At 72.8% G+C, this 22,198-nt stretch carries 23 protein-coding genes and 1 riboswitch; of the genes, 10 read left to right on the top strand and 13 right to left on the bottom strand.

Translation table 11 applies throughout. The features are described 5' to 3' along the window. Positions 1-9 precede the first annotated feature (9 nt). A complete protein-coding gene (locus AXW62_RS06740) occupies positions 10-501 on the bottom strand; it encodes an ATP-binding protein (RefSeq protein ID WP_060943670.1) in 492 nt (163 codons plus the stop codon). Positions 502-632: 131 nt separating this feature from the next. Here AXW62_RS06740 and AXW62_RS06735 point away from each other — a divergent pair, with 131 nt between their 5' ends. Genes AXW62_RS06735 through AXW62_RS06725 form a run of 3 tightly spaced genes read left to right on the top strand, consistent with a single transcriptional unit; the run spans position 633 to position 1,927 of the window. After that, positions 633-1,514 carry a helix-turn-helix domain-containing protein gene (locus AXW62_RS06735; protein ID WP_252368517.1) on the top strand — a complete coding sequence of 294 codons (882 nt, stop codon included), beginning with the start codon at positions 633-635 and terminating at the stop codon, positions 1,512-1,514. Between the two features lies 1 nt (position 1,515). Further along, a complete protein-coding gene (locus tag AXW62_RS06730; protein ID WP_060943669.1) occupies positions 1,516-1,716 on the top strand; it encodes a DUF397 domain-containing protein in 201 nt (66 codons plus the stop codon). A gap of 10 nt (positions 1,717-1,726) precedes the next feature. Beyond that, positions 1,727-1,927 (top strand): DUF397 domain-containing protein, encoded by a 201-nt coding sequence (locus tag AXW62_RS06725; RefSeq protein WP_060943668.1) that lies wholly within the window; start codon positions 1,727-1,729, stop codon positions 1,925-1,927. Positions 1,928-1,939: 12 nt separating this feature from the next. Here the strand turns inward: AXW62_RS06725 and AXW62_RS44790 are convergent, their stop codons facing one another. Next, entirely contained in the window at positions 1,940-2,248 is a 309-nt protein-coding gene (locus AXW62_RS44790) for a Rossmann-fold NAD(P)-binding domain-containing protein (RefSeq protein ID WP_060943667.1), read from the bottom strand. 169 nt (positions 2,249-2,417) lie between these two features. Then, the gene (locus tag AXW62_RS06715) at positions 2,418-2,759 is read right to left on the bottom strand and encodes a hypothetical protein (RefSeq protein ID WP_289305991.1); all 342 of its coding nucleotides are present in this window, start codon (positions 2,757-2,759) and stop codon (positions 2,418-2,420) included. Positions 2,760-2,782: 23 nt separating this feature from the next. On the opposite strand from AXW62_RS06715, the gene AXW62_RS06710 reads away from it, so the two are divergent. After that, positions 2,783-3,523 carry a patatin-like phospholipase family protein gene (locus AXW62_RS06710; RefSeq protein ID WP_159060821.1) on the top strand — a complete coding sequence of 247 codons (741 nt, stop codon included), beginning with the start codon at positions 2,783-2,785 and terminating at the stop codon, positions 3,521-3,523. A 170-nt stretch (positions 3,524-3,693) separates the two neighbouring features. Here the strand turns inward: AXW62_RS06710 and AXW62_RS46610 are convergent, their stop codons facing one another. Continuing rightward, a complete protein-coding gene (locus tag AXW62_RS46610; RefSeq protein WP_174556358.1) occupies positions 3,694-4,623 on the bottom strand; it encodes an IPT/TIG domain-containing protein in 930 nt (309 codons plus the stop codon). A gap of 392 nt (positions 4,624-5,015) precedes the next feature. Here AXW62_RS46610 and AXW62_RS06700 point away from each other — a divergent pair, with 392 nt between their 5' ends. From AXW62_RS06700 to AXW62_RS06695, 3 genes are all read left to right on the top strand, one after another. Next, complete coding sequence (locus tag AXW62_RS06700; protein ID WP_060943665.1) at positions 5,016-5,303, top strand: hypothetical protein; 288 nt, start codon at positions 5,016-5,018, stop codon at positions 5,301-5,303. A gap of 59 nt (positions 5,304-5,362) precedes the next feature. After that, positions 5,363-5,521 (top strand): DUF7196 family protein, encoded by a 159-nt coding sequence (locus AXW62_RS44375; protein WP_169808119.1) that lies wholly within the window; start codon positions 5,363-5,365, stop codon positions 5,519-5,521. 78 nt (positions 5,522-5,599) lie between these two features. After that, positions 5,600-6,094: a GNAT family N-acetyltransferase gene (locus tag AXW62_RS06695; protein ID WP_060943664.1), complete on the top strand. Its 495-nt coding sequence runs from the start codon at positions 5,600-5,602 to the stop codon at positions 6,092-6,094. A 202-nt stretch (positions 6,095-6,296) separates the two neighbouring features. Here AXW62_RS06695 and AXW62_RS06690 read toward each other — a convergent pair whose 3' ends face one another. The 3 genes from AXW62_RS06690 to AXW62_RS06680 all read right to left on the bottom strand — a co-directional run bounded on the left by AXW62_RS06690 (position 6,297) and on the right by AXW62_RS06680 (position 9,607). Continuing rightward, positions 6,297-7,760: an FGGY-family carbohydrate kinase gene (locus AXW62_RS06690; protein ID WP_060943663.1), complete on the bottom strand. Its 1,464-nt coding sequence runs from the start codon at positions 7,758-7,760 to the stop codon at positions 6,297-6,299. Positions 7,761-8,021: 261 nt separating this feature from the next. After that, positions 8,022-8,969: a DeoR/GlpR family DNA-binding transcription regulator gene (locus tag AXW62_RS06685; protein ID WP_079115502.1), complete on the bottom strand. Its 948-nt coding sequence runs from the start codon at positions 8,967-8,969 to the stop codon at positions 8,022-8,024. Beyond that, positions 8,966-9,607: a histidine phosphatase family protein gene (locus AXW62_RS06680; protein ID WP_060943662.1), complete on the bottom strand. Its 642-nt coding sequence runs from the start codon at positions 9,605-9,607 to the stop codon at positions 8,966-8,968. The genes AXW62_RS06685 and AXW62_RS06680 overlap by 4 nt, the downstream gene beginning before the upstream one ends. Before the next feature lie 229 nt (positions 9,608-9,836). Between AXW62_RS06680 and AXW62_RS06675 the strand changes: the two genes are divergently transcribed. The 3 genes from AXW62_RS06675 to AXW62_RS06665 all read left to right on the top strand — a co-directional run bounded on the left by AXW62_RS06675 (position 9,837) and on the right by AXW62_RS06665 (position 15,175). Next, positions 9,837-11,345, top strand: coding sequence for an FGGY-family carbohydrate kinase (locus AXW62_RS06675; protein WP_252368515.1), 1,509 nt, complete (start codon positions 9,837-9,839; stop codon positions 11,343-11,345). A gap of 37 nt (positions 11,346-11,382) precedes the next feature. Beyond that, positions 11,383-11,539, top strand: a riboswitch (cobalamin riboswitch). Between the two features lie 136 nt (positions 11,540-11,675). Beyond that, positions 11,676-14,105, top strand: coding sequence for a ribonucleoside-diphosphate reductase subunit alpha (locus AXW62_RS06670; RefSeq protein WP_060943661.1), 2,430 nt, complete (start codon positions 11,676-11,678; stop codon positions 14,103-14,105). After that, positions 14,105-15,175, top strand: a complete 1,071-nt coding sequence (locus tag AXW62_RS06665) for a ribonucleotide-diphosphate reductase subunit beta (protein ID WP_060943660.1) — start codon at positions 14,105-14,107, stop codon at positions 15,173-15,175. Before AXW62_RS06670 ends, AXW62_RS06665 begins: the two co-directional genes overlap by 1 nt. Positions 15,176-15,266: 91 nt before the next feature. On the opposite strand, the gene def is transcribed toward AXW62_RS06665, so the two are convergent. The 6 genes from def to AXW62_RS06635 all read right to left on the bottom strand — a co-directional run bounded on the left by def (position 15,267) and on the right by AXW62_RS06635 (position 22,166). Continuing rightward, positions 15,267-15,896 (bottom strand): peptide deformylase, encoded by a 630-nt coding sequence (gene def, locus AXW62_RS06660; protein ID WP_030823024.1) that lies wholly within the window; start codon positions 15,894-15,896, stop codon positions 15,267-15,269. A gap of 341 nt (positions 15,897-16,237) precedes the next feature. Continuing rightward, complete coding sequence (locus tag AXW62_RS06655) at positions 16,238-17,224, bottom strand: tetratricopeptide repeat protein (RefSeq protein WP_030823020.1); 987 nt, start codon at positions 17,222-17,224, stop codon at positions 16,238-16,240. Positions 17,225-17,456: 232 nt separating this feature from the next. Then, a complete protein-coding gene (locus tag AXW62_RS06650; protein ID WP_244502980.1) occupies positions 17,457-18,938 on the bottom strand; it encodes an HD domain-containing protein in 1,482 nt (493 codons plus the stop codon). Positions 18,939-19,311: 373 nt separating this feature from the next. After that, on the bottom strand, positions 19,312-20,841 hold the full coding sequence (locus AXW62_RS06645) for an HD-GYP domain-containing protein (protein WP_079115503.1): 1,530 nt from the start codon (positions 20,839-20,841) through the stop codon (positions 19,312-19,314). Positions 20,842-21,162: 321 nt separating this feature from the next. Then, complete coding sequence (rsrA, locus tag AXW62_RS06640; RefSeq protein WP_030823011.1) at positions 21,163-21,480, bottom strand: mycothiol system anti-sigma-R factor; 318 nt, start codon at positions 21,478-21,480, stop codon at positions 21,163-21,165. After that, a complete protein-coding gene (locus AXW62_RS06635; protein ID WP_060943677.1) occupies positions 21,477-22,166 on the bottom strand; it encodes a sigma-70 family RNA polymerase sigma factor in 690 nt (229 codons plus the stop codon). Before AXW62_RS06635 ends, rsrA begins: the two co-directional genes overlap by 4 nt. Between the last annotated feature and the right edge of the window lie 32 nt (positions 22,167-22,198).

The raw sequence follows: 22,198 nt of genomic DNA, 5'->3' as shown, positions 1-22,198 counted from the left end.
ACCGGCGCGTCAGGCGGCGGTCCCGAAGGCGTCGCGGGGCTGCGGGGCCAGTTCGAACCAGAGCAGCTTGCCGCTCCTGCCGAACAGCTCGTCGGCGAGCGCGTAACCGCCCCAGTTGTCCGCGCAGATCCGGACGATGAGCAGTCCGCGCCCGTAGGTGGCCTCGGTGTTCGCGGCGGCCTCCGCGAGGGCGGACGAGCGGTCGAAGAGGGCCGGGGGCTTGTCGAAGGGCGGCGGGATGTCCGGATTGGTGTCCCACACGCTGATCCGCAGGCGGCCCTCCTCCACGGTGCGGATGCGCATTTCGGCCGGACCGGTGGTGTGGCGGTAGGCGTTGGTGACCATTTCGCTGGTGAGCAGGGTCGCGGGGTCGGTGAATCCGCCCATGCCGTGCCGGGCGAGGACCGCACGGAGGGTGATCCGGGCGATGGCGGCGGCGCGGGGGTCGTGGGGCAGGCGAAGTGAGTAGGACCAGGGGTTTTCCGTTGCTGCGGTGGGCATGAAGTCTCCGGTTTGTGCGTGGAGTTGGACGATGTCCGGGCACACACCGTAGCCTGCAACCCTTAAGGTATTTACCCCCTGACGGGAAAGGGGTGCATATACCACTCGTGTGAGTGACACGCCTGTTGCGCATGAGCAGGGAGAATCAGCAGATGCCCATGAGAAGCGTTCCGACCGCACGCCAACTCCGCCTCGGCACCGAGCTGCGTAGGCTCCGCGAGCGCGCCGGTCTGTCGTCCACCGAGGCCGGGCGGCTGCTCGGCACCAACCAGACGACGATCAGCAACATCGAGGCGAGCCGGTTGGGCGTGAGCGCGGAGCGGCTGCGAGCGCTCGCACGGAACTACTCGTGCGCGGACGAGGCTCTGATCACGGCACTCATCGACATGGCGGCGCAGCGCAAGCGCGGCTGGTGGGAGGAGTACCGGGAAATCCTGCCCACCGGATTGCTCGACCTGGCCGAGCTGGAACACCACGCCGTGGCACTGCGCACGGCGTATATCGCTCACATCCCTGGCCTGCTGCAAACGCCCGAGCATGCCCGGGAGATCTTCCGGCAGGCCGTGCCGCCGCTGCCTCCCCCAGACGTGGAACACCGTGTCTCGCACCGCATCAAGCGCCAAGCGATCCTGTACCGCGAAAACCCCACGCCGTATACAGCGATCGTCCACGAAGCCGCACTGCGCATGCGTTTCGGCGGCCCGGATACGGCACGCCTCCAGTTGCAGCACATCCTCGACATGAGCGAACACGAGCACATCAAGGCGCTCGTGATCCCCTTCGAAGCCGGGTCGTTCCCGGGCTCGGGACAGTCCGTTTGCTACGTCACCGGGCCGGTCCCGCAGCTGGACACGGTCCAACTCGACGCGGAATATGGCTCCGAACTCCTCGACGCCGCCGCCCAGTTGGAGAAGTACCGCGTCGTACTGGACCGCATGGAAGCAGTCGCTCTGCCGGAGAACAAATCCCGCGACCTCATCCGGAACATTATCCGCACCATGAAAGGTGAATGAGTTGTCCACTCATGACTGGCGGAAGTCCTCGTACAGCGCGGAAGCCAACGCCTGCCTCTACGTCTCCGCGCCCGACAGCGCCACCATCCGGCTCCGCGAGAGCGACGAACCCGACACCATCCTCACCACCACCCCCACCGCCCTCGCCGCCCTCATACGCAGCACCAAAGCAGGGCGACTCGACCACCTCGGCATGGCATAGGGCGGAACGCATGCCCACCCACTGCTGGCGGAAGTCCTCGTACAGCTCCCAAGGGGCGAACTGCCTGTACGTCTCCGCCCCCGACAACGCCACCATCCGACTCCGCGAAAGCGACAAACCCGACACCATCCTCACCACCACCCCCACCGCCCTCGCCGCCCTCATACACAGCGCCAAAGCAGGACGACTCGACCACCTCGGCGCAGCGTAGAGCGTGAGGTGATCAGGAGGCTGGCGGCGTGGCGAGGTAGTCGCCGTGCTCCAGATCGTCGAGCAGGGTCGGGTGGGTGGGGGACCAGCCGAGCAGCCGCTGGGTGTGGGCACTGGAAACGGGCCCGTCGAAGCCGTACAACGCGGCCGGCGACGGGCTGTGGAAGTGCGGGGCGGCCTCGTCGGGGGTCAGTGGGGCCGTGGGAAGGCCGAGGCCCCGGGGGCAGATCACGCGGGCCCTGCCGGCCGAGGAACTGCTGGCGCTGGTGGTGCACCTCTCCCTGCTGGGCTCGGACGCGTCCCCGGCGCCCGAGCCCGGCACGGCGCACGGCGCACGACGTGCGGCGTCGCGCGATCGTGGCGACGGTGCGCGCCCTCACCGCTCTGTGACGGTCTGGGCCGCGAGGCGGTTGACGACCGTGTTGTCCGCAACGTTGCCCCGCCATGGGTGGGTCACAACGCCATGGGTGGGTCACAACGCCATGGGTGGGTCACAAGGAGGTGCGGGCGATGGTGCCTGCGGTGAGGGTGGCCAGCATGTCTTGCAGGGCGGTGACGAAGTCCAGCTTGAACGCGGTGAGTGACGGGTCGGCCCGGTAGGCGGCGAGCATCGCCTCGGAGGGGCGGGCGTGCGTCCATACGGCACCGATCACCATGATCATGGCTGCGGTCAGCCGCGGGGCGTCCTTGCCCAGTTCGGGCAGGTAGCGGCCGGTCAGCGTGGCGATGGCGACGACGTTGGCCACGGCCGCGCGCTTGTAGCGGGCGGCTACCTCGGCGGAGACGTTGTGCTCCAGCACGCCCGCCTGCCTGCTCGGTCGCCGTTGGCACATCGGCCGGCGCCTACGTCGCGACGATGGCCATGGGCGGCGTCGACCTGGTCGAGCGCGCCCGCGCCGAACAGAGCGGCGCCCTGCTCACGTCACTGGCACCGGTGCCCGGACCAACCCCCGGCACCACCACTGACACCAGCGGCAGCACCAGCGGCGGCACGAGCGCGGTTCCACCGGACATCATGCGCTTGATGCTCTCCCCCGAGGGGCCGAGCATCGAGCGAGCGCGCGCCATCGGCCATCTCGCCATGACCGCTGCACGCGACCTGGACCAGGACGCGGCCATGCACCTGTGGCGGTCCGTACTGCCGCTTTCCGTCTGGCCGGAGGGGGACCTGCGCATCACCAGCGTGTGCTGTGAAACCGGCGAGACCGTGTTGTGGACGCGAAGCGACGGCATTGATCTGCCCACAGCCGTCGCCTCATCCTGCGCCGTACCCGGCTTCTTGCCACCGGTCCCATTCGACGGCGCCCATTACTGCGACGCCCCCCGCCTCCCCAGCGCCGCCGCACTGGCCAAGGAGAAGAACCTCGACGCCATCATCTTCATCGGCCCTCGCGCGGGAGCACTCGCCAACGTGGCCGAAGACGCGGAACTCGACGAGCTCGAACGACAGGGACTACGCGTCGTGAGGATCACCGACGGCCCGGACTTCACCGACGTTGCCGGAGAACTTCTCGACCAACGACTGCGCCCCCGCGCCGCCCAGATCGGCCTGGACGACGGCCGCAGGGCTGCCCAGCAGGTCGCGGCGCTGCGGTGAGGGACAGCCACTCGGCTGTCAGAGCAGGGATCGCGGGACGGCCCTTCATACCGGCGGTCGGCCCGCGCGGGCCGACGTACGCGCGGCTGGGGATGTCGTGGGTGGCGCCGGTCACCGGGCCCTGTGGAACGAGGCCCGGTGACCGGCGCGGTGGGTCGTCAGACGCTCGGTCAGACGTAGGTGAAGCCGCCGGGGACGGTGATGGTGCCGAACGCCGTCACCAGCGTGACGGTCGCGTTTCCGGCCACTCCGGGCGGGGTGGTGCCGGTGACCGTGGTGGCGGTGGCGGACACACCAGTGGCGGGAACGCCGTTGAACAGCACGGCCAGCACACCGCCGAGGTTGGTGCCGGTGATGGTGAACGCCGTGCCACCGGCGATGGGCCCGGAGGTGGGGCTGATGGCGGCGGCCGTCGACGCGGGCGGAGGCACGAAGTAGGTGAAGCCGCCGGGGACGGTGGTGCTGCCGCCGGGCCCGGTGACCGTCACGGCGACGTTGCCGCCCGCGGGCGGGCCCGCCGGGGTGATGCCGACCAGGCTGGTCCCGGCGGGGTTGATGAACAGGATCGTCGAGGGGTTCCCGCCGAAGCTGACGCCGGTGACGCCGGTCAGGTTGGTGCCCGTGATCACGTACAGCGTGCCGCCGGTGGTCGGGCCCACGGTCGGGGTGATGGCGACGGCGGCGGGCGGGGCCGGTGCCACGTAGGTGTAGGGCAGGGAGTTGCTGGTACCGGTGGCGGTGGTGACGGTGACCTGGACGACCCCGGCCGCGTGCGGCGGGGCTATCACCACGATCACGTCGTAGCCGTTGTTGCCGCCGCCTCCGGGCCAGCCGCCCCCACCGGGCCAGCCGCCGCCACCGGGCCAGCCCCCTCCGTCACCCCAACCCCCGCCGGGATAGTCCTGGTAGACGATGGTGGCGGGTGTACCGCCGAAGGACACGCCGGTGACGCCGCGCAGGTTCTGCCCGAACAGCCGGACGTAGTTCCCGCCGGCCGCCGGTCCCGAGTCGGGTGCCAGGGCGAGCAGCAGCGGCGGTCCCGCCGGGGGCCGGGGCCAGTAGTCCGCGGCGGCGGTGGTCGCGAGAGCGGTCGAGGTCATGATTGGTCCTCCCGGGGAAGGGTCGGTGCCGCGCACCAGTGGCATGCCGATGTGGTGGGCCACTGCTGGTCAACGCCGCGTCTCCAGCACGCGGTCGAGGCAGGCCGTACCGGCGGAACGGAAAGCCGCCGGGCTGCCGGTCGGAGCGCCGGAGCGGTGCGCGGATGATGGCGGAGCCACGGGGCGAACGCCCGGCTCCTGGAGTGGCCGATGAGATACGGAGCAGCCTCGGCGGCCACGTTCCCAGTTATCCACGCGCTCCCGTATCGCTCAAGACCCCTGGGCGGCCATCACTCGTTTGGCGCATACCACGGGGACGTGCGGCGCGCGTGTAATGGAGGGCATCGGCAGTGCCGGTCCCTCGTACGACCGACCGGGGAGGGAGCGATCCGATGAGCCTCGCGGCGTTCCTCCTCGCGCTCGGCACCACCTGTCGCATCACCCGCTTCATCACCAAGGACACGCTGGCGGCGGGCTTCAGATCGTGGGTCGCCGACCGCTTCGGTGACGACTCGGGGCCGTCGTACCTGGTCAACTGCGGCTGGTGCACCAGCACATGGGTTGCCGGGGCGACCGCCGTGTACGCGTCCTTGCTGCACACCACCGCGTGGTTCCAGCTGCCGGCCACCGCCCTGACGCTCTCCTACCTGGCCGGTGTCGCCTCGCGGTGGCTGGACTGACATCCACGCGAGGACTGACATCCACGCGAACGCGTCTCGAAGGAAAGGAACGGGCAGCCATGGCCTGCAACTGTGGTGGTGGAACACCTCGAACGGTCGTCGTCTACCACCTGACACTGCCGGACGGCACGGTCCGGCGCTACGTCACCTACCAGGAAGCCGAGGCGGCCAACCGGCGCGCGGGCTTCACCGGAGTGATCACCACCGTCGCCCAGTGACGACGGCACCCGCACCGGAGAAGCCCGCACCGCCTGAGCGCGGGCCCGGCTGTCGGTGGGGTGCGGCACACTGCGGACATGGACATCACGATCAGGCACGCGCGGGACGAGGAGCTGGACCGGATCGGAGAGCTCACCGCGCAGGTCTACCTCGCGGACGGGCTGCTGGACTTCGGGAACAGCGACCCCTACCTCGCCACGCTGCGCGACGCCCGGCGCCGCGCCACGGAGGCCGAGCTGCTGGTCGCGGCCGACGCGGCGAGTGATGAGGTGCTGGGCTCCGTGGCGCTCGCGGTGCACGGGGAGGCGTACGCGGACCTGGCCCGGCCCGGCGAGGGCGAGTTCCGGATGCTGGCCGTGCGGCCCGCATCGCGGCGGCGCGGGGCGGCCGAGGCGCTGGTGCGGGCCTGTCTGGACCGGGCGCGCGAGCTGGGTCTGGAGCGGGTCGTGATCAGCAGCCAGCAGTCGATGACCGCCGCCCACCGGCTGTACGGCCGACTCGGCTTCGTCCGGGCGCCGGAGCGGGACTGGTCACCGCTAGCGGACACGGACATGATGCTCCGTTCACCGTAGAGCTCTGACCAGCGTTCACCGTGGAGCTCTGACCAGGGGGACGAGACCTCGGGGGCGGGATTCCGGGGCGGGCCCCAGGGGCCCCCTTCCGGGGTCGGGACTTCCGGAGGGCGAGGTCCCGGAGGCGGGATTCCGGGGGCAACCGCCCCCTCGCCCCCACCGACCGCCAGCGCAGCCAGCCGCACCCTCGCCCCGGCGACCGCTAGCGCAGCCAGCCGCGCTCGCGCAGGGCGGCGGTGAAGGCGGCGTACGACTCGTCGAGGGCGGCGCGTTCGGCCTCGTCCGGTTCGATGTCCCGGCCGGTACGGACCATCGCGGCGGCGCTCGTCGCCACGTCCGGGTGGAGGGTGCCGGACGCGGCGAGGAGAGCGGCGCCGAAGGCGGTTTCGGCGTGGTCGGCGATGCGGAGGGGGCGGCCGAGGACGGTGGCCCGGACGCGGTTCCACAGCGGGCTGCGGCTGCCGCCGCCCGCCGCCCACAGCGGGCCCTCGACCGTGACGCCCAACTCCCCTACCCGGTCCAGCGCGAGGCGCTCCAGGAAGGCGACGCCCTCCAGGTCGGCGCGGTGGCGGTCGGCGTCGTCGGCCGGGCTGCCCAGGAGGAAGCCGCGCGCCGCGCCGCTGACGAACGGGAAGCGCTCGCCCTCGCGGCGCAGGGGGTAGGCCACCACGGACGCCGGGCCACGGGCCTCGGCGGCCGCGTCGAGCGCGGGCAGCCGGTCGGCGGGCAGATGGGCGAGGGCCTCGCCGCCGGTGTTGGACGCGCCGCCCGGCAGCCACCAGCCGTCGGGGTGGCGGTGGCTGTAGAGCGCGCCGGACGGGTCGGCGGTCAGCTCCCGGGTGACGCCCTTGAGGACGTACGTGGTGCCGAGGACGCCCACGAACTGACCGGGCCGCACGGCCCCGGTGGCGAGCTGCCCGGCACAGCCGTCCGTCATCCCCAGGCGCACCGAACAGCCCACCGGCAGCCCGGTTTCGCTCGCGGCCACCGCGCACACCGTGCCGGCCCCGGTGGCGGGGGCCTGTACGGGCGGCAGCCACCCGGGCGGTACGCCCAGCGCGGCCAGGACCTCGCCCGGCCACTCGCCCACGCGTGGGTCGTAGCCGCTCTTGAGGGCGTGGCTCCAGTCGGTGGCGACCGGCCCGCCGGTCAGCCGCCGTCCGATGAGGTCGGGGGTGTGGAGGAGGTGGCGGCCCCGGCCGTCGTCCGACCCGTACGCCTCCGCCAGCCAGGCGATACGGCCCAGCGCCGCCGTAGGGCCGACCGTCAGGCCGAGGTCACGCCAGCGCGCGGCGCCCAGTTCCTGGGCGCGTGCGTTGAGTTCCGTGGCGCGGCGGTCGTCGTACATCAGGGCGGGGCCGACCGGTTCGCCCGCGTCGTCCGCCAGGACGACCGTGCCCGAGGTCGCCGAGGTGGCGACGGCCGCCACCTCCCGGCCGCCCAGCGGAAGCGCGGCCGTCGCCCGGCGCAGGGCCGCCGCCACGGCGGGCCACCAGGCCCGCGCGTCCTGCTCGCTACGGCCGCCCGCGCCGCGCACCGGAGCGGGCAGGGGCGCACGGCCCTCCGATCGCACCCGTCCGTGCGCGTCCACGCACATCACCCGCACCGCCGCCGTGGCGATGTCGATCCCGGCGACCACTTCGGACTGACCAGTTGCCACACGCATGGCGTTAAATTAACACCGTAGACGTTAAGAAGCAGCCCCAAGAGCCGTGACGAACCGGCCCCGGACCCCGGACCGGCTCCCGGACCAGAGACCGGCCCAGGGCCACACACCGCCCGCGAGCCGGATACCGACCACCCGGGCCCCGGGCCCCCGGGCCGCACACCGACCCGGGCCAGACACCGACCCGGGCCACACACCGACCCGGGCCAGACGCCGACCCCCGCGCCGAGAGACCGGCCCCGTGCCAGACCGGCCGCCGCACTACGGGACCGGCTTCGCGACCCTCACGTCCACGCTCTCCCGTAGCTCCTCCAGCAGCCCCGCCTCGATCCCGTCGTCCACCACCACCTGGTCGAAGTCGTCCACCGGGCACAGCCGGTGCAGCGCGGTGCGCCGGGTCTTGGAGGCGTCCATCAGCAGCACCTTGCGGGTGCCGGCCGCCAGCATCGCCCGCTTGACCAGCACCACGTCCTGTTCCTGGTGGTACGTGGTGCGCGCGTCCATCGCCGAGGTGCTGACCAGCACCATGTCCACCGACAGCGCCCCTATCGCCTCCGCGCACGGCACCCCGAGGAACGAGTCATGGGTGTGGGAGTACTCTCCGCCGAGCCCGATCAGCCGGATGTGCGGCACCCCGGCGAAGACCTCCGCCACCCGCCGGGCATTGGTCACCACCGTGAGCGGGGCGGCCTCGACCAGCAGCCTGGCCAGGGCGAGCGCGGTCGTGGAGTCGTCCAGCATCACCGACATACCCGGCTCGACCAGCTCGGCGGCGACCGCCGCGACAGCCTCCTTCTCGGCGCGGTTGACGCCCAGCCGGTACTCCAGGCTGGACTCGAAGACCGACGAGGGCAGCGCCGAGACCCCGCCCCGGAACTTCCGCAGCACACCGAGCCTGGCCAGCTCGTCCAGGTCCCGGTGGACCGTCATCAGGCTGACCCCGGTGAGCCCGGCGAGCTCGGCCGCGGTGGCGGTGGAGTGTTCGAGGACGTATTCGGTGATGGTCTGCCTGCGCGCGTCCTGGGGACGGGTCTGGGGCTGCTGGCCCTGGCGATGGACCTGCGGACGGCTCTCGGAACGCGCCTGGCCGCGGGACTCGGAACTCGCCTGGGTACGGGGCTCGGCATGAGTCTGGGGACGGGCCCGCGAAGGGGGCTGAGGCCGGGCCTGGGAACCGGCCCGGCCGCCGGGCGCTCCGGTCGCGGTCATGCCGGGAGTCCTTCCGTGGCGCCCGGGGCGATCTGCGTGGGCACGTTCAGCGAGCGCAGCGCCGTCACCTCACCGTCCGTCTCGATCTCCGTCACCGCCGCGTTGTCCAGCCGGGGGAGGACCGCGCGGTAGCGGCCGAGGGGGATGCCGAGCAGCGCGCACAGCGCGATCCGCAGCAGGGAGTTGTGGGCGACCACGAGCACCGTGCCGCCCTCGTGCGCGGCGGCGAGCCCGCGCAGGGCGGCCACCGCACGCGCCGCCGCCTGTCCGGGCGGCTCGGAGCCGGGGAAGGCGCCGGTCACGGGGTCGTGCCGGAACGCCCGCACGGCGGCCGGGTCCTCCGCCTCCATCTCGGCGATGGTGCGGCCCTCGCCCCAGCCGAAGTGGAGCTCCCGCAGATCCTCGATCACCTCCGGCACCAGGCCCAGCGCCTCGGCCGCCGGTTCGGCCGTCCGCCGGGCGCGGCTCAGCGGGGAGCAGGCCACCGCGTCCGCGCCGCGCCGCCCGGCCCACTGGGCGAGCGCGCGGGCCTGGCGGTGTCCCCGCTCGGTCAGGGCGATGTCGGAGGTGCCCGCGTAACGGTTCTCCGTGTGCCACACGGTCTCGCCGTGGCGTACGAGCAGCAGTCGGGCGCTCATCGGGGGGCCTCCCACGCGTCGGCCATTGCCTCATCAAGTCGTAGATGTTAAATCTAGCATCGCTCATGTGATGGAACCCCGGAAGTGTCCCGGACGTACGCCGCGGCACACCGGGAGGAAGACCACCCATGCGCGTCCTCGCCGCCGGAGGCCGTGTCGTCACACCCTCCGGGCCCGGCGCACGGCCCAGCCACCCCGCCAACCCCGAAGCCACGGAGGGCATCAGGCCATGAGCACCATGAGCACCGACAGCGTGATCATCGGAGTCGACATCGGCACCTCCGTCACCAAGGCCGTGGCCTTCGGGCGGGACGGCCGGGCAGTGGCCTCCGCGAGCCGCCCCAGCCGGCTGAACCGGCTGCCCGGCGGCCGGGTGGAGCAGGACCTGGAGGACGTGCTGCGCACGGTCGGCGAGGTGTGCCGGGAGGTCGCCGCCGCCCTCCCCGTCCCCCCGGCCGCGCTCGCGCTCACCGGCCAGGGGGACGGGCTGTGGCTGCGGGACGGTGCGGGCCGGGCGGTGCGTCCGCCGATCTCCTGGATGGACGGCAGGGCGGGCGGCACGGTGGCCCGCTGGCGCGAGGACGGCACCCTGCGGGCGCTGTACGCCCTCACCGGCTCGGGGGTGTTCCCCGGCTGTCACGCCCCGCTGCTGGCCTGGCTGGCCGAGCACGAGCCGGAGTCCCTGGAGCGGGCCGAGGTCGCGGGGTACTGCGTGGACGCGGTCGCCCAGCGGCTGACCGGCGTCATCGGCGTGGACGCCGCGGACGCCTCGCTGCCCTTCCTCGACGTGACCACCCGCGCCTATGTGCCCCGGGCGCTGGAGGTGTGCGGAGTCGCCGGGTACGCCCGGCTGTTGCCGCCGCCCGCCGCCCCGGACGCGGTCGCCCGGCTGGACCGGGCGGGCGCGCGGCTGCTGGGGCTGCCGGCCGGACTGCCGGTCACGGCGGGCCCGTACGACCTCCCGGCCTGTGCCATCGGCAGCGGGGTGCGCGAGGCGGGCGACGGGCTGCTGATCGTCGGCACCACCCTGGCCAGCCAGGTGCTCACCGACAGCGTGCGGATCGACCCGGACGGCGATCCGGCGGGGATGTGGCTGTGCACCCCGGATCCGGACCGCTGGCTGCGCGCCATGCCCGCGATGGTCGGCACCGCGGCCCTGGAGTGGGTGCTGGAGTTCACCGGCGCGACCACGGCCGAGCTGGACGCGATACTCGAGGCCGCCCCGCCCGGCGCCAACGGCGTGACCGCGCTGCCCTTCCTGTCCGGCGCCGGGGAGCGCGCGCCGTTCGTGGAGCCCGCCGCCCGGGGGCGGCTGGACGGGCTGACGCTGGCCGCCACCCGCGCCGACGCGGTCCGCGCGGTCTGTGAATCCATCGCCTACGCCGCCCGCCACTGCCTGGAGGCCGCCGGGCTCTCCGCGAGCCTCGCGCTGTGCGGCGGCGGCACCCGGTCCACGGCATGGGCCCGGCTGTTCGCCGATGTCATCGGCCGCCCGGTGCGCATCCCCGACGAGCCCGAGGTGGGTGCGCGCGGCGCGGTGGCGGTCGCCTGGCGGTGCCTCGGCGACCCGGTCGACGCGGAGCGCTGGCGGGCCGACTCCCGGACCGTCGAGCCCCGCGCGGACCTGCGCGGGGTCTTCGAGGAGGGCTACGCCGGCTACCGCGCCCGGCTCGGCGAGGCGCTCGCCGGATGGCGCGCCACCGGCCCCAGGTCACGGGCCAGGTCCGGAACGCACTAGCACATTCATACGAAACTCCGCACCTCTCGACACAAGATGTGGGGGCACGTGCGGCGGCCGACACAAGATGTATGCTCATGCTCGCTGTCGCCGCAGGGGAATCCGGTGGGAATCCGGAACTGTCCCGCAACGGTGTACGTGTGCGCTTTTGCGTACCCGCCAGTCCGAGCACCTGCCGACGGCCATGACGAACACGTCCCCCGGCCTCGTGGGTTGGGCCGATGGACGCTGCGTGGTGTGCCCGCGTACCAGGAGTGCGGTACCGGCATGCCCGCACGCGCCCGTCGCTCCGCCCCCCGTGGCCCCAGCCGAGCGAGGGAGAGCACTTCAGTGACCATCGCGCCCGCCGATCCGGTTTCAGCGCAGGCGGATTCTCAGGCAGCGGACGACGCGCCCGGGACCGCCCTGCTGCGGACCCTCGCCGCCCTCACCGCCGACCTGCCCGCCACCGATCACGAGCTGGTCGCCGCCGCCGCCCTGCGCGGCCGCCATCCCGGCTCGGACGAGGCGGAGCTGCGCACGCTCGCGACCGAGGCGGCGGCCGGGCTGATCGCCGAGGAACCGGAGTACTCGCGGCTGGCCGCGCGGCTGCTCGCGGTCACCATCACCGAGGAGGCGGCCGGACAGGGCGCGGTCTCCTTCTCCCGCTCCGTGGCGGTGGGCCACCGCGAGGGGCTGATCGCCGACTCCACCGCCGAGTTCGCCGCCACCCACGCCCAGCGGCTGGACGCGCTGGTGGACCGGGCCCTGGCCGACGGCGCCGACGACCGCTTCGGCTACTTCGGGCTGCGCACCCTCTACAGCCGCTATCTGCTGCGCCACCCGCTCACCCGTCAGGTGATCGAGACCCCGCAGCACTTCCTGCTGCGCGTGGCCTGCGGGCTCGCCGAGGACCTCTCGGAGCGGGCGCTGGACGAGGTGGCCGAGCTGTACCGGCTGACCAGCACGCTGTCGTACCTGCCCAGCTCCCCCACGCTGTTCAACTCCGGCACCCGCCACCCGCAGATGTCGTCCTGCTATCTGCTGGACTCGCCGCTGGACCAGCTGGACTCCATCTACCACCGCTACCACCAGGTCGCGCGGCTGTCGAAGCACGCGGGCGGCATCGGCCTGTCGTACTCGCGCATCCGCGCCCGCGGTTCGCTGATCCGGGGCACCAACGGCCACTCCAACGGCATCGTGCCGTTCCTGCGCACGCTCGACGCCTCCGTCGCCGCCGTCAACCAGGGCGGCCGGCGCAAGGGCGCGGCCTGCGTCTACCTGGAGACCTGGCACGCGGACCTCGAGGAGTTCCTGGAGCTGCGGGACAACACGGGCGAGGACGCCCGCCGCACCCACAACCTCAACATCGCCCACTGGATCCCGGACGAGTTCATGCGCCGGGTGGAGGCCGACGCCGACTGGTCGCTGTTCTCACCGGTCGACGCGCCCGAGCTGGTGGACCTGTGGGGTGCGGAGTTCGACGCCGCGTACCGGAAGGCCGAGGCCGAGGGGAAGGCGGTCAAGCAGGTCCCGGCCCGCCAGCTCTACGCCCGGATGATGCGCACCCTCGCGCAGACCGGCAACGGCTGGATGACCTTCAAGGACGCCGCCAACCGCACCGCCAACCAGACCGCCGAGCCCGGCCGGGTCGTCCACTCCTCGAACCTGTGCACCGAGATCCTGGAGGTCACCGACGACGGCGAGACCGCCGTGTGCAACCTCGGCTCGGTCAACCTCGCCGCCCACCTGGGCGAGGACGGGCAGCTGGACTGGGAGCGGCTGGACGCCACCGTCCACACCGCCGTGACCTTCCTCGACCGCGTGGTGGACATCAACTTCTACCCCACCCCGGAGGCCGGGGCCTCCAACTCCCGCTGGCGCCCGGTGGGTCTGGGCCTCATGGGGCTCCAGGACGTCTTCTTCCGGCTGCGGCTGCCGTTCGACTCGCCCGAGGCCAAGGAGCTGTCCACGCGGATCTCCGAGCGCATCATGCTCGCCGCGTACGAGGCGTCCTGCGAGCTGGCCGAGCGCCACGGCCCGCACCCGGCCTGGTCCGAGACCCGCACCGCACGCGGTGTGCTGCACCCGGACCACTACCCGGACGCGGTGGCCACCTGGCCGGAGCGCTGGCAGGCGCTGCGCACCCGGATGGCGAAGTCCGGGATGCGGAACTCGCTGCTGCTGGCGATCGCGCCGACCGCGACCATCGCCTCCATCGCGGGCGTCTACGAGTGCATCGAGCCGCAGGTCTCCAACCTCTTCAAGCGCGAAACGCTCAGCGGGGAGTTCCTCCAGGTCAACTCCTACCTGGTGAACGACCTCAAGAAGCTGGGCGTCTGGGACGCGCAGACCCGTGAGGCGCTGCGGGAGGCAGGCGGTTCGGTCCAGGACTTCTCCTGGGTGCCCGCGGACGTACGGGAGCTGTACCGCACGGCGTGGGAGATCCCGCAGCGCGCCCTGATCGACATGGCGGCGGCCCGCACCCCCTACCTCGACCAGAGCCAGTCGCTGAACCTCTTCATGGCCTCGCCGACCATCGGCAAGCTCAGCTCGATGTACGCCTACGCCTGGAAGCGCGGCATCAAGACCACGTACTACCTGCGCTCGCGGCCGGCCACCCGGATCGCCCGGAGCGCACGCGGCGGGGCCGCGGCCACCACCCCGGCCACCACCCCGGCCACCGCTGCCGCCCCCGCCCCCGCCCAGCAGGCGCCCGCCGACCCCGAGGTCATCGCCTGCTCCCTGGAAAACCCCGAGTCCTGCGAGGCCTGCCAGTAATGACCGCCCATCCGTCGCCCGACCACCGCCCCTCGTCGACGGCGCCGCGCGCCGACGCCTCCCCGGCGGTGAAGAACCTGCTCGACCCGGGCTTCGAACTGACCCTGCGGCCGATGCGGTACCCGCGGTTCTACGACCGCTACCGCGACGCGATCAAGAACACCTGGACCGTGGAGGAGGTCGACCTCCACTCGGACGTGGCCGACCTCGCCAAGCTCTCCCCCGGTGAGCAGCATCTGATCGGCCGTCTGGTCGCCTTCTTCGCGACCGGCGACTCGATCGTGGCCAACAACCTGGTGCTGACCCTCTACAAGCACATCAACTCCCCCGAGGCGCGGCTCTACCTCTCCCGGCAGCTGTTCGAGGAGGCGGTGCACGTCCAGTTCTACCTGACGCTGCTGGACACCTACCTGCCCGATCCGGACGACCGCGCCGCGGCCTTCGCCGCCGTCGAGAACATCCCCTCCATCAGGGAGAAGGCGGAGTTCTGCTTCCGCTGGATGGACTCGGTGGAGAAGATCGAGCGGCTGGAGACCCAGGAGGACCGCCGCCGCTTCCTGCTCAATCTGGTCTGCTTCGCGGCCTGCATCGAGGGGCTGTTCTTCTACGGCGCCTTCGCCTACGTCTACTGGTTCCGCTCGCGCGGGCTGCTGCACGGCCTGGCGACCGGCACCAACTGGGTGTTCCGCGACGAGTCGATGCACATGGAGTTCGCCTTCTCGGTCGTGGACACCGTCCGCGAGGAGGAGCCGGACCTGTTCGACGACGAACTCCGGCGGCAGGTCACCGACATGCTCAAAGAGGCGGTCGAGGCGGAGCTGCAGTTCGCCCGCGATCTGTGCGGGGACGGGCTGCCGGGCATGAACACCGCGTCGATGCAGGAGTACCTGCAGTGCGTGGCCGACCAGCGCCTCCAGCGCCTCGGCTTCCCCCCGGTCTTCGGCTCGGAGAACCCGTTCTCGTTCATGGAGCTGCAGGACGTCCAGGAGCTGACCAACTTCTTCGAGCGCCGCGCCTCGGCCTACCAGGTCGCGGTCGAGGGCTCGGTCGCCTTCGACGACGACTTCTGACGACTTCTGAGCCCGCTCTCATGGCACAGGGCCGGACCCCGCGGGTCCGGCCCTGTGACGTACCGCACACTCAGAGCACACTCAGGCACACTCAGTCGTTGGGCACCGTCTCATAGCGCGCGGTGCCCTCGGCCATCTGCTTCAGCACGTCCTTGCGGTCGCGCTTGGAGAGCCGGTCGATGTAGAGGTAGCCGTAAAGGTGATCGGTCTCGTGCTGCAGGCAGCGCGCGAAGTAGCCGGTGCCGCGCACCGCGATCGGCTTGCCGTCCAGGTCCTGGCCGCGCACCACCGCGTAGTCGGGGCGGGCCAGCGGGGCGTAGGCGGTGGGGACCGACAGGCAGCCCTCATTGGAGTCGTCCAGCACCCGGCGGTCGGCGGGCAGCTCCTCCAGCACCGGGTTGCACACCACGCCCACGTGGCGCACGCCCTCGTCGTCCATGCAGTCGTAGACGAAGACCTTGAGGTCGACACCGATCTGGTTGGCGGCCAGGCCCACGCCCTCCGCCGCCCGCTGGCTGGCGAACATGTCGTCGACGAGCCGCGCCAGCTCGTCGTCGAACGCGGTCACGTCCTTGCACTCCTTGTGCAGGACCGGATTGCCGACAACGGTGATCGGGCGGGCGGTGCCACGCTCGCGGAAGGCCCGCTCGCGCTCCTCGCAGTCCTCCGTGTCCACGATGAACTCGTCGTCCACCTGCTGCTTCGTACCTTGCTGCGACATCGTCCGCCGTATGCCTTCCCTCAACCGTGATGCGTCGCCCTACAGGGTACGGGCACCACACCGCCGGGCGCGGCGCGAGCGCTGGCCCGGCACGGGCAGCGAACGCGGGCGGGCAGCGGGTGCGGACGATCGGCGGGCGCAGCGGGCGCGGGCGCAGCGGGCCCAGCGGGCGCGGGCCAGCAGGCGCGGGCGGACGCAGACCCAGCGGGCCCAGCAGGCGCATGCCCAGCGGGCGCAGGCAATCAGCACACCCAGCAAGCGCAAGCAATCAGCACGCCCAGCGGACGCGGGCCCAGCAGGCGCAGGCAATCAGCAGCCGCAGGCCCAGCGGGCGCAGGCAGTCAGCAGACCTCTTCCAGGTCCCGCCACTCACGCGTGTCCGGGCTGTCGGCGACCCAGCCGTCCAGCAGCCCCCGCACCAGCCCGCCGGGCGCCGCGATACCGCATTCGCGCTCGGGGACCCACAGTGAGCCCGAGCCCGCCATACGGTGCCCCAGCGGCCCGGGGTGGCCCGGTTCGCTGTGGTCGTGCGGGTCCAGATGCTCGCCCTCGCCCTCGTCGCTGGGCATCCGGCTCTCCGAACAGGAGCGGCACAGCAGCCGCACCGACGACGACCAGTCCTCGGCGGCGAAACCCGCGTCCGCCGCGAGCCGCTCCAGGGCGTCCCGGTCGGCCTCGGTGGCCGCCTCCAACAGCACCACCCAGGTCGGCACCGGGGACGGCGCCCACAGCTCGATCTCGTCGAAAACCGGGTAGACGGGCCCCGCGGAGGTCACGCGCTCACCGTGCGGCACACCGTCGTGCAGGACCACCTCGCCCCAGCGCCGCCCGGACGACGGCAGCGGGATGGACAGCACCTCGATCCGCGCCGGGTCCAGACGGCGGCCCCAGACGACCTCGGCCTCGCCCTCCGGCGACAGCCGCACCGCCGCGCTGCCCAGCTCCATGCCGAGCGGCTCCCCGGACGCGGACGCCTCTCCGGGCACCTTCAGCCCGTACGCCTGCCAGGCGCGGCGGGCCAGCGGCCAGTCCTGGAGCGCGGTGGCCGCGATTCCCACGTTCCACCAGTCGGGAGCCCCCGTCTCGCGGTCCAGCAGCGCGACCGCGCGCAGTCCCGCGGCGCGTGCCTGTTCCCAGTCGTGCCGGAACTTGTGCAGCAGCGCCAGATTGAACCAGGACTCCGACAGCCACGGCTCCAGGTCGGCGGCACGGGTCAGCAGTGCGCCCGCGTCCTCGTACCGGCCGTCGCCGATGAGCGTGAACGCACGGTCCGTGGCCTGCCGCCATGAGGCGGACGGCCGGTGCCGTACCTTGCCGAAGATCTTCACGATTCCCGCCTGCCGGTATCGAAGTCGTCCCGTACCAGATGCCTTCGCGGACGGCGTCGCCCTCCCTCGAAGACAACCTGCCACACATTCGCGGACATCTCAGCCCGGCCCCTCACCCTGCGGCCGGGATGCGAAGCCCACCACACCTCCTTGCCACCGGCCATCGGCCCGACACCCCTCTCCTCGCATCCAACCATGCCCTTCGGGAGCCCCGCTCATTACCCGCGAGTTCTCATCGGGGACGGCCGTACACCTGGCGCGACAGCACCGCGGCGAGCGCCTCCACCACGACCGGGTCGAAGTCGCGCGCCGTGGAGAGCCGCAGCCGCTCCAGGGCGCGCAGGGCGGCCGCCCCGGCCGCTCCCTCGGCCGCGGGCGCGCTCACCAGCTCGGTGTACGCGTTCACCGCGCGCACGATACGCGCGGCGAGCGGCTGCTCGCGGTACGGGTCCGCCTGGCGCTCGACCACCACCGCCACCTCGGCGGGTACCCCGGTCTGACGTACCACGGCGCCGCCGAGCAGCGCGATCCTGCGCTGCTCGGCGGCGGGCAGCGGCTCGGTGGCCCCGGCGGGCACCGGGTCGAGCAGCGACAGCTGGCCGATGTCGTGCATCAGCGCCGCGTATTCCAGCACGGTCAGCCGGGGACCGGAAAACCCCAGCTCACGGCCTACCGCCCGGCTGAGCGCGGCCACCTTACGGGCGTGCCCGGCCGGGGTGTACCCGGCTATCTCGGTCGACCGGGCCAGGGACGCGATGGTCTGGCGGTAGGTGGCCCGTATCCCCGCGTAGCGGCGGTAGGAGTACTGGATCAGCAGCAGCGGCAGCGCCAGAACCGGCAGCGGCCACAGCCCGGCGACGGCCACGGTGAGCGCCATCACCACCCCGGTCGCGCAGACCGCCGCCCCCACCCCGCCCAGCGCCCGCAGCTCGTCGCGGAGCAGCGGTCCCAGCGGTCCGTAGGGCCGGCCGGTGCGGGCCCGCGCCAGGGCGGCGCCCAGGACCGCGTCGCACAGGGCGGTCAGGGCCAGCAGGGCGAGCAAATAGCCGACGACGTACGGGCCGTGTCCGCACCAGGCGGCCAACCGGCCGGTGCGGTGCAGCGGTTGGAAACAGGTGGCAGCGAACGCGACGGTCAGCACCCGGCGGGCGGCGTGGCCGGAATCGGCCGGGCACCCCAGCGCCAGCGGCACCACCAGCCCGGCCAGGGAGGCCGCCACGACGACGGTGACCACCTGGAGGACCCCGGAGGCGGCGGGCTCCCCGCCGAGCCGCCCGAGCAGGGCGTAACCGAGGGCGCCCGCGGCGGCGACGGGCGCGGGCTCACCGCGCGGATCGTGCGCCCCGCCGCCGCGTGCGGGGCCGGGCGGCGCCTCGACGCACCGGATCGCCTCCCCGGCGGCGATGAGCGCCCCGAAGGCGAGCGCCGCCTCCGGCCGCCGCACCCCGTGCCACTCGGTCCATACGAGCGCGACCACGGCGAGCGCCCCGGCCGCGCCGTACACCGCGACCGGGATCAGGACGCCCTGACCGCGCGGCGATATGCGCTCCCCGGGAGCCGCGCCCGGGTCCCGGACCCGGCGGGCCCGGGACGCCGCACGGGCGTGCCGCTCCGCGATCCGGGCCGGACCGCGCGGGGGACCGCCGACTCGGCCCTTACGGTCCCCGCCCCGCCCCAGGGCGAGCCACCGGGCGGCGTCCCGGTCCCGGCTCATACGCCACCGCCGGGGCCGGGGCGGCCGCCTGGCCGGGGCGTCCAGGCGAGACCACTGCGGCCAGGACCACTCCGACCGGAACCACCCCAGGCCGGACCACTGCAAGCCGAACCGCTGCGCCCGGAACCACTCCAGGCGAGACCGCCGCCGCCAGAACCACTCCGACCGGAACTGCTGCAGGCGAGACCGCTGCAAGCCGAACCGCTGCGCCCGGAACCACTCCAGGCGAGACCGCCGCCGCCAGAACCACTCCGACCGGAACTGCTGCAGGCGAGACCACCGCAGGCCGAACCGCTGCGGCCGGAACCACTCCAGTCGGGACCACTCCCGCCAGGACCGCCCGTGCCGGTCCTGGCGGGGCCCTGGGTGGGGTTCATGACCGGCCGCCGGGGCGCGGACCGTCCGGAGCCGGTGACCGGCCGGGGCCATCCGACGGGCCCGTCGCCGCCGCCCGTACGAGCGGCGCGGATGGCTCGGTCGACCGCGACGTCTCCGGCACCCGGCTCGCCCCCCGCGGCCCGCTCGGCTCCCGCGGCCGGGACGGCTTGGGCGGCCGGGGCGAGGAGTCCGCCGGGACGTTTCCTCGCTCCTCGGGGGCGTCCGCCGTGACCGCGGCATGCCAGCCGTGGCGGTCCAGGGCGCGGGCCAGGGCCCGCACCATCCGGGGGTCGAACTGCGTTCCCGCGCACCGTTTCAGCTCCTCGACGGCCGTGAGCACCGGCCGCGCCCTGCTGTACGTACGTGTCGAGGTCATCGCGTCGAAGGCGTCCGCGACCGCGACCACCCGCGCGAACTCCGGAATCTGCGCCCCGGTGAGCCCGTACGGATAGCCGCTGCCGTCCAGCCGCTCATGGTGGTGGAGGATCGCGGCCCGCGCCTCGCCCAGGAAGCCGATGCCGCGCACCATCTCGTCGCCGTATTCGGGGTGCAGCTCGATCACTCGGCGCTCTTCGGGGGTCAGCGGACCGTTTTTGCGCAGCAGCCGGGTGGGGACGCCGAGCTTGCCCACGTCGTGGAGGATGCCCGCGATCCGCAGCGCCTCCAGCCGGTCGCCGCTCATGCCCAGCTCACGGGCGATCATCGTGGAGGCCCGGCCGACGCGCTCGCTGTGGCCCCGGGTGTAGCGGTCCTTGATGTCCACCGCCTGGACCAGCGCCCGGATGGTGGCCTGATGGGCGGCGCTCTCGCGGTGGTACAGCACGAAGCCGCAGGCGCAGACGTACATCGGCAGCAGCACCAGCAGGGCCGCCGCCGGTCCGTAAGGGCTGCGCCACAGCACCGCCATGGTGAGTCCGGCGGGTCCGTGCACCAGATACGGGGCGAGCGCCCCAGGCAACCGGCCGGACCAGGCGGCGCGCGGGGAGCGGCGCTCGGCGGTGACCAGCACCCCGCCCTCCAGGACGGTGGCGGTCAGGCCCAGGACGAGCGCGGCGGCGACGGCGGTGACCAGCGCGTACGGAAAGCCGGGCCCGCCGGGGTCCCGGACACCGCCGCCGAGGTCCCCCAGAGCCTCCAGGGCCTCCAGGGCCTCCAGGGCCCGCGGGCCGCGCAGGGCCGAGAAGGCGCAGGAGGCGGCCCAGACGGCCAGCGAGAGCCGCGCGGCGCGCCACGCCCGCCGCGGCCAGACCGGGGGCCGGTCGGCGCGGGTCAGCAGCGCACCCGGCAGCGCGACCAGCGCTGCGGCGGCGGGCGGCAGCAGAAAAGCCCCGGCCAGAAGGACGGGGCTGCACCATTCGGGCCATCGGGCCCTGGCCCTGGACCCCACGGCGTGGACCGTGGCGAGGAGGGCGACTGTGGCCCAGGGCACGTCCTGTCCGGGCCGTACGACCGGGGCGGCGCACAGTCCCCCGGCGAGCACGGCGCACAGGACATAGACGCGCGCCCCCAGGGGTAGTGCCCGCACGATGTCCCTCCCCATCCATGTCCGTTCACCCGTCCCTCTCGGACGGGGCGGGTGAGGTTGGTTGGGGAGCTTAGGGCGGAGCGGAGCGCCAGGTACCGGCGCGACTGTCCGATTACACCCTTCGAGTGATGATCTGATCACCGAGGGCGAGATCAGGGCCCACTGGGCCTCTCGACGATCGGCGGACGTTCAGCCGGGGCCGGGGGCACTCCTGCTGCCCGGGACCGGGCCGGGGGCCGGGGCCAGGGAGCCGCTCGTGGGCCCGGGGCCATCCGGGGGCCCGGGGCCATCCGCCCCGGAGGTCACTCCTGGGCCCGGAGGTCACTCCTGGGCGGTGGTCGGAGCGTTGGTCTCCGCGGTGATCTCACGCTCGGGCACCGCCTGCCCGGAGCGGATCAGCTCGATCCGGCCCATGACCTTCGAGCGGAGGTCGCTGGGCACGTCGTCATGGCCGCAGCACCGCTTGACGAGCTTCTTCACGGCCTTCTCGAGGCCGTACTTCTCCAGGCACGGGGAGCACTCGTCGAAGTGCACCTCGAACTTGGCGCAGTCGCCGTCCGGCATCTCGTGGTCGAGGAACTCGTAGAGGTGGTCGAGAACCTCGGAGCAGTCCGTCTCATGCGGCTCTCCGCAGCTCATGAGCCCGCGCCTTTCCGATCGTGCGACTCGTCCGCCCCGGCGGACGCGCCCGCGGGAACCAACCCGCGCCCACGGGCATAGTCCTCCAGCAGACCGCGCAGCTGGCGGCGCCCACGGTGCAGCCGGGACATCACCGTACCGATGGGTGTACCCATGATGTCCGCGATCTCCTTGTACGCAAAGCCCTCGACGTCCGCGAGGTAGACCGCGATGCGGAACTCCTCGGGGATGGCCTGGAGGGCCTCCTTGACATCGGAGTCCGGCAGGTGGTCGAGGGCCTGCGACTCGGCGGACCGCAGACCGGTCGACATGTGCGACTCGGCGCGCGCCAGCTGCCAGTCCTCGATCTCCTCGGCCGCGCTGCGCTGGGGTTCCCGCTGCTTCTTGCGGTACGAGTTGATGAAGGTGTTGGTCAGGATGCGGTAGAGCCACGCCTTGAGGTTGGTGCCCTCGCGGAACTGGTGGAAGGAACCGTACGCCTTGGCGTAGGTCTCCTGTACGAGATCCTCGGCGTCGGCCGGGTTGCGCGTCATCCGCAGCGCGGCCGAATACATCTGGTCCAAGAAGGCAAGGGCGTCCCGTTCGAAGCGCGCGCTGCGCTCCGTGGACGTCTCATACGCCCTCTCGACCGGCTCTCCCCCGGTAACGCCGTCGGTCCCTGCGTCGGTCCCAGTGACCTGACCCACCTCCTCCAGCTTCGTGTCGGGGCCGGATGTGG

It is taken from the genome of Streptomyces hygroscopicus subsp. hygroscopicus (genome assembly GCF_001553455.1).
Classification (GTDB): domain Bacteria; phylum Actinomycetota; class Actinomycetes; order Streptomycetales; family Streptomycetaceae; genus Streptomyces; species Streptomyces hygroscopicus.
Note: the sequence above shows the minus strand (reverse complement) of the source record. Positions and strands in the feature narration are given on the sequence as shown.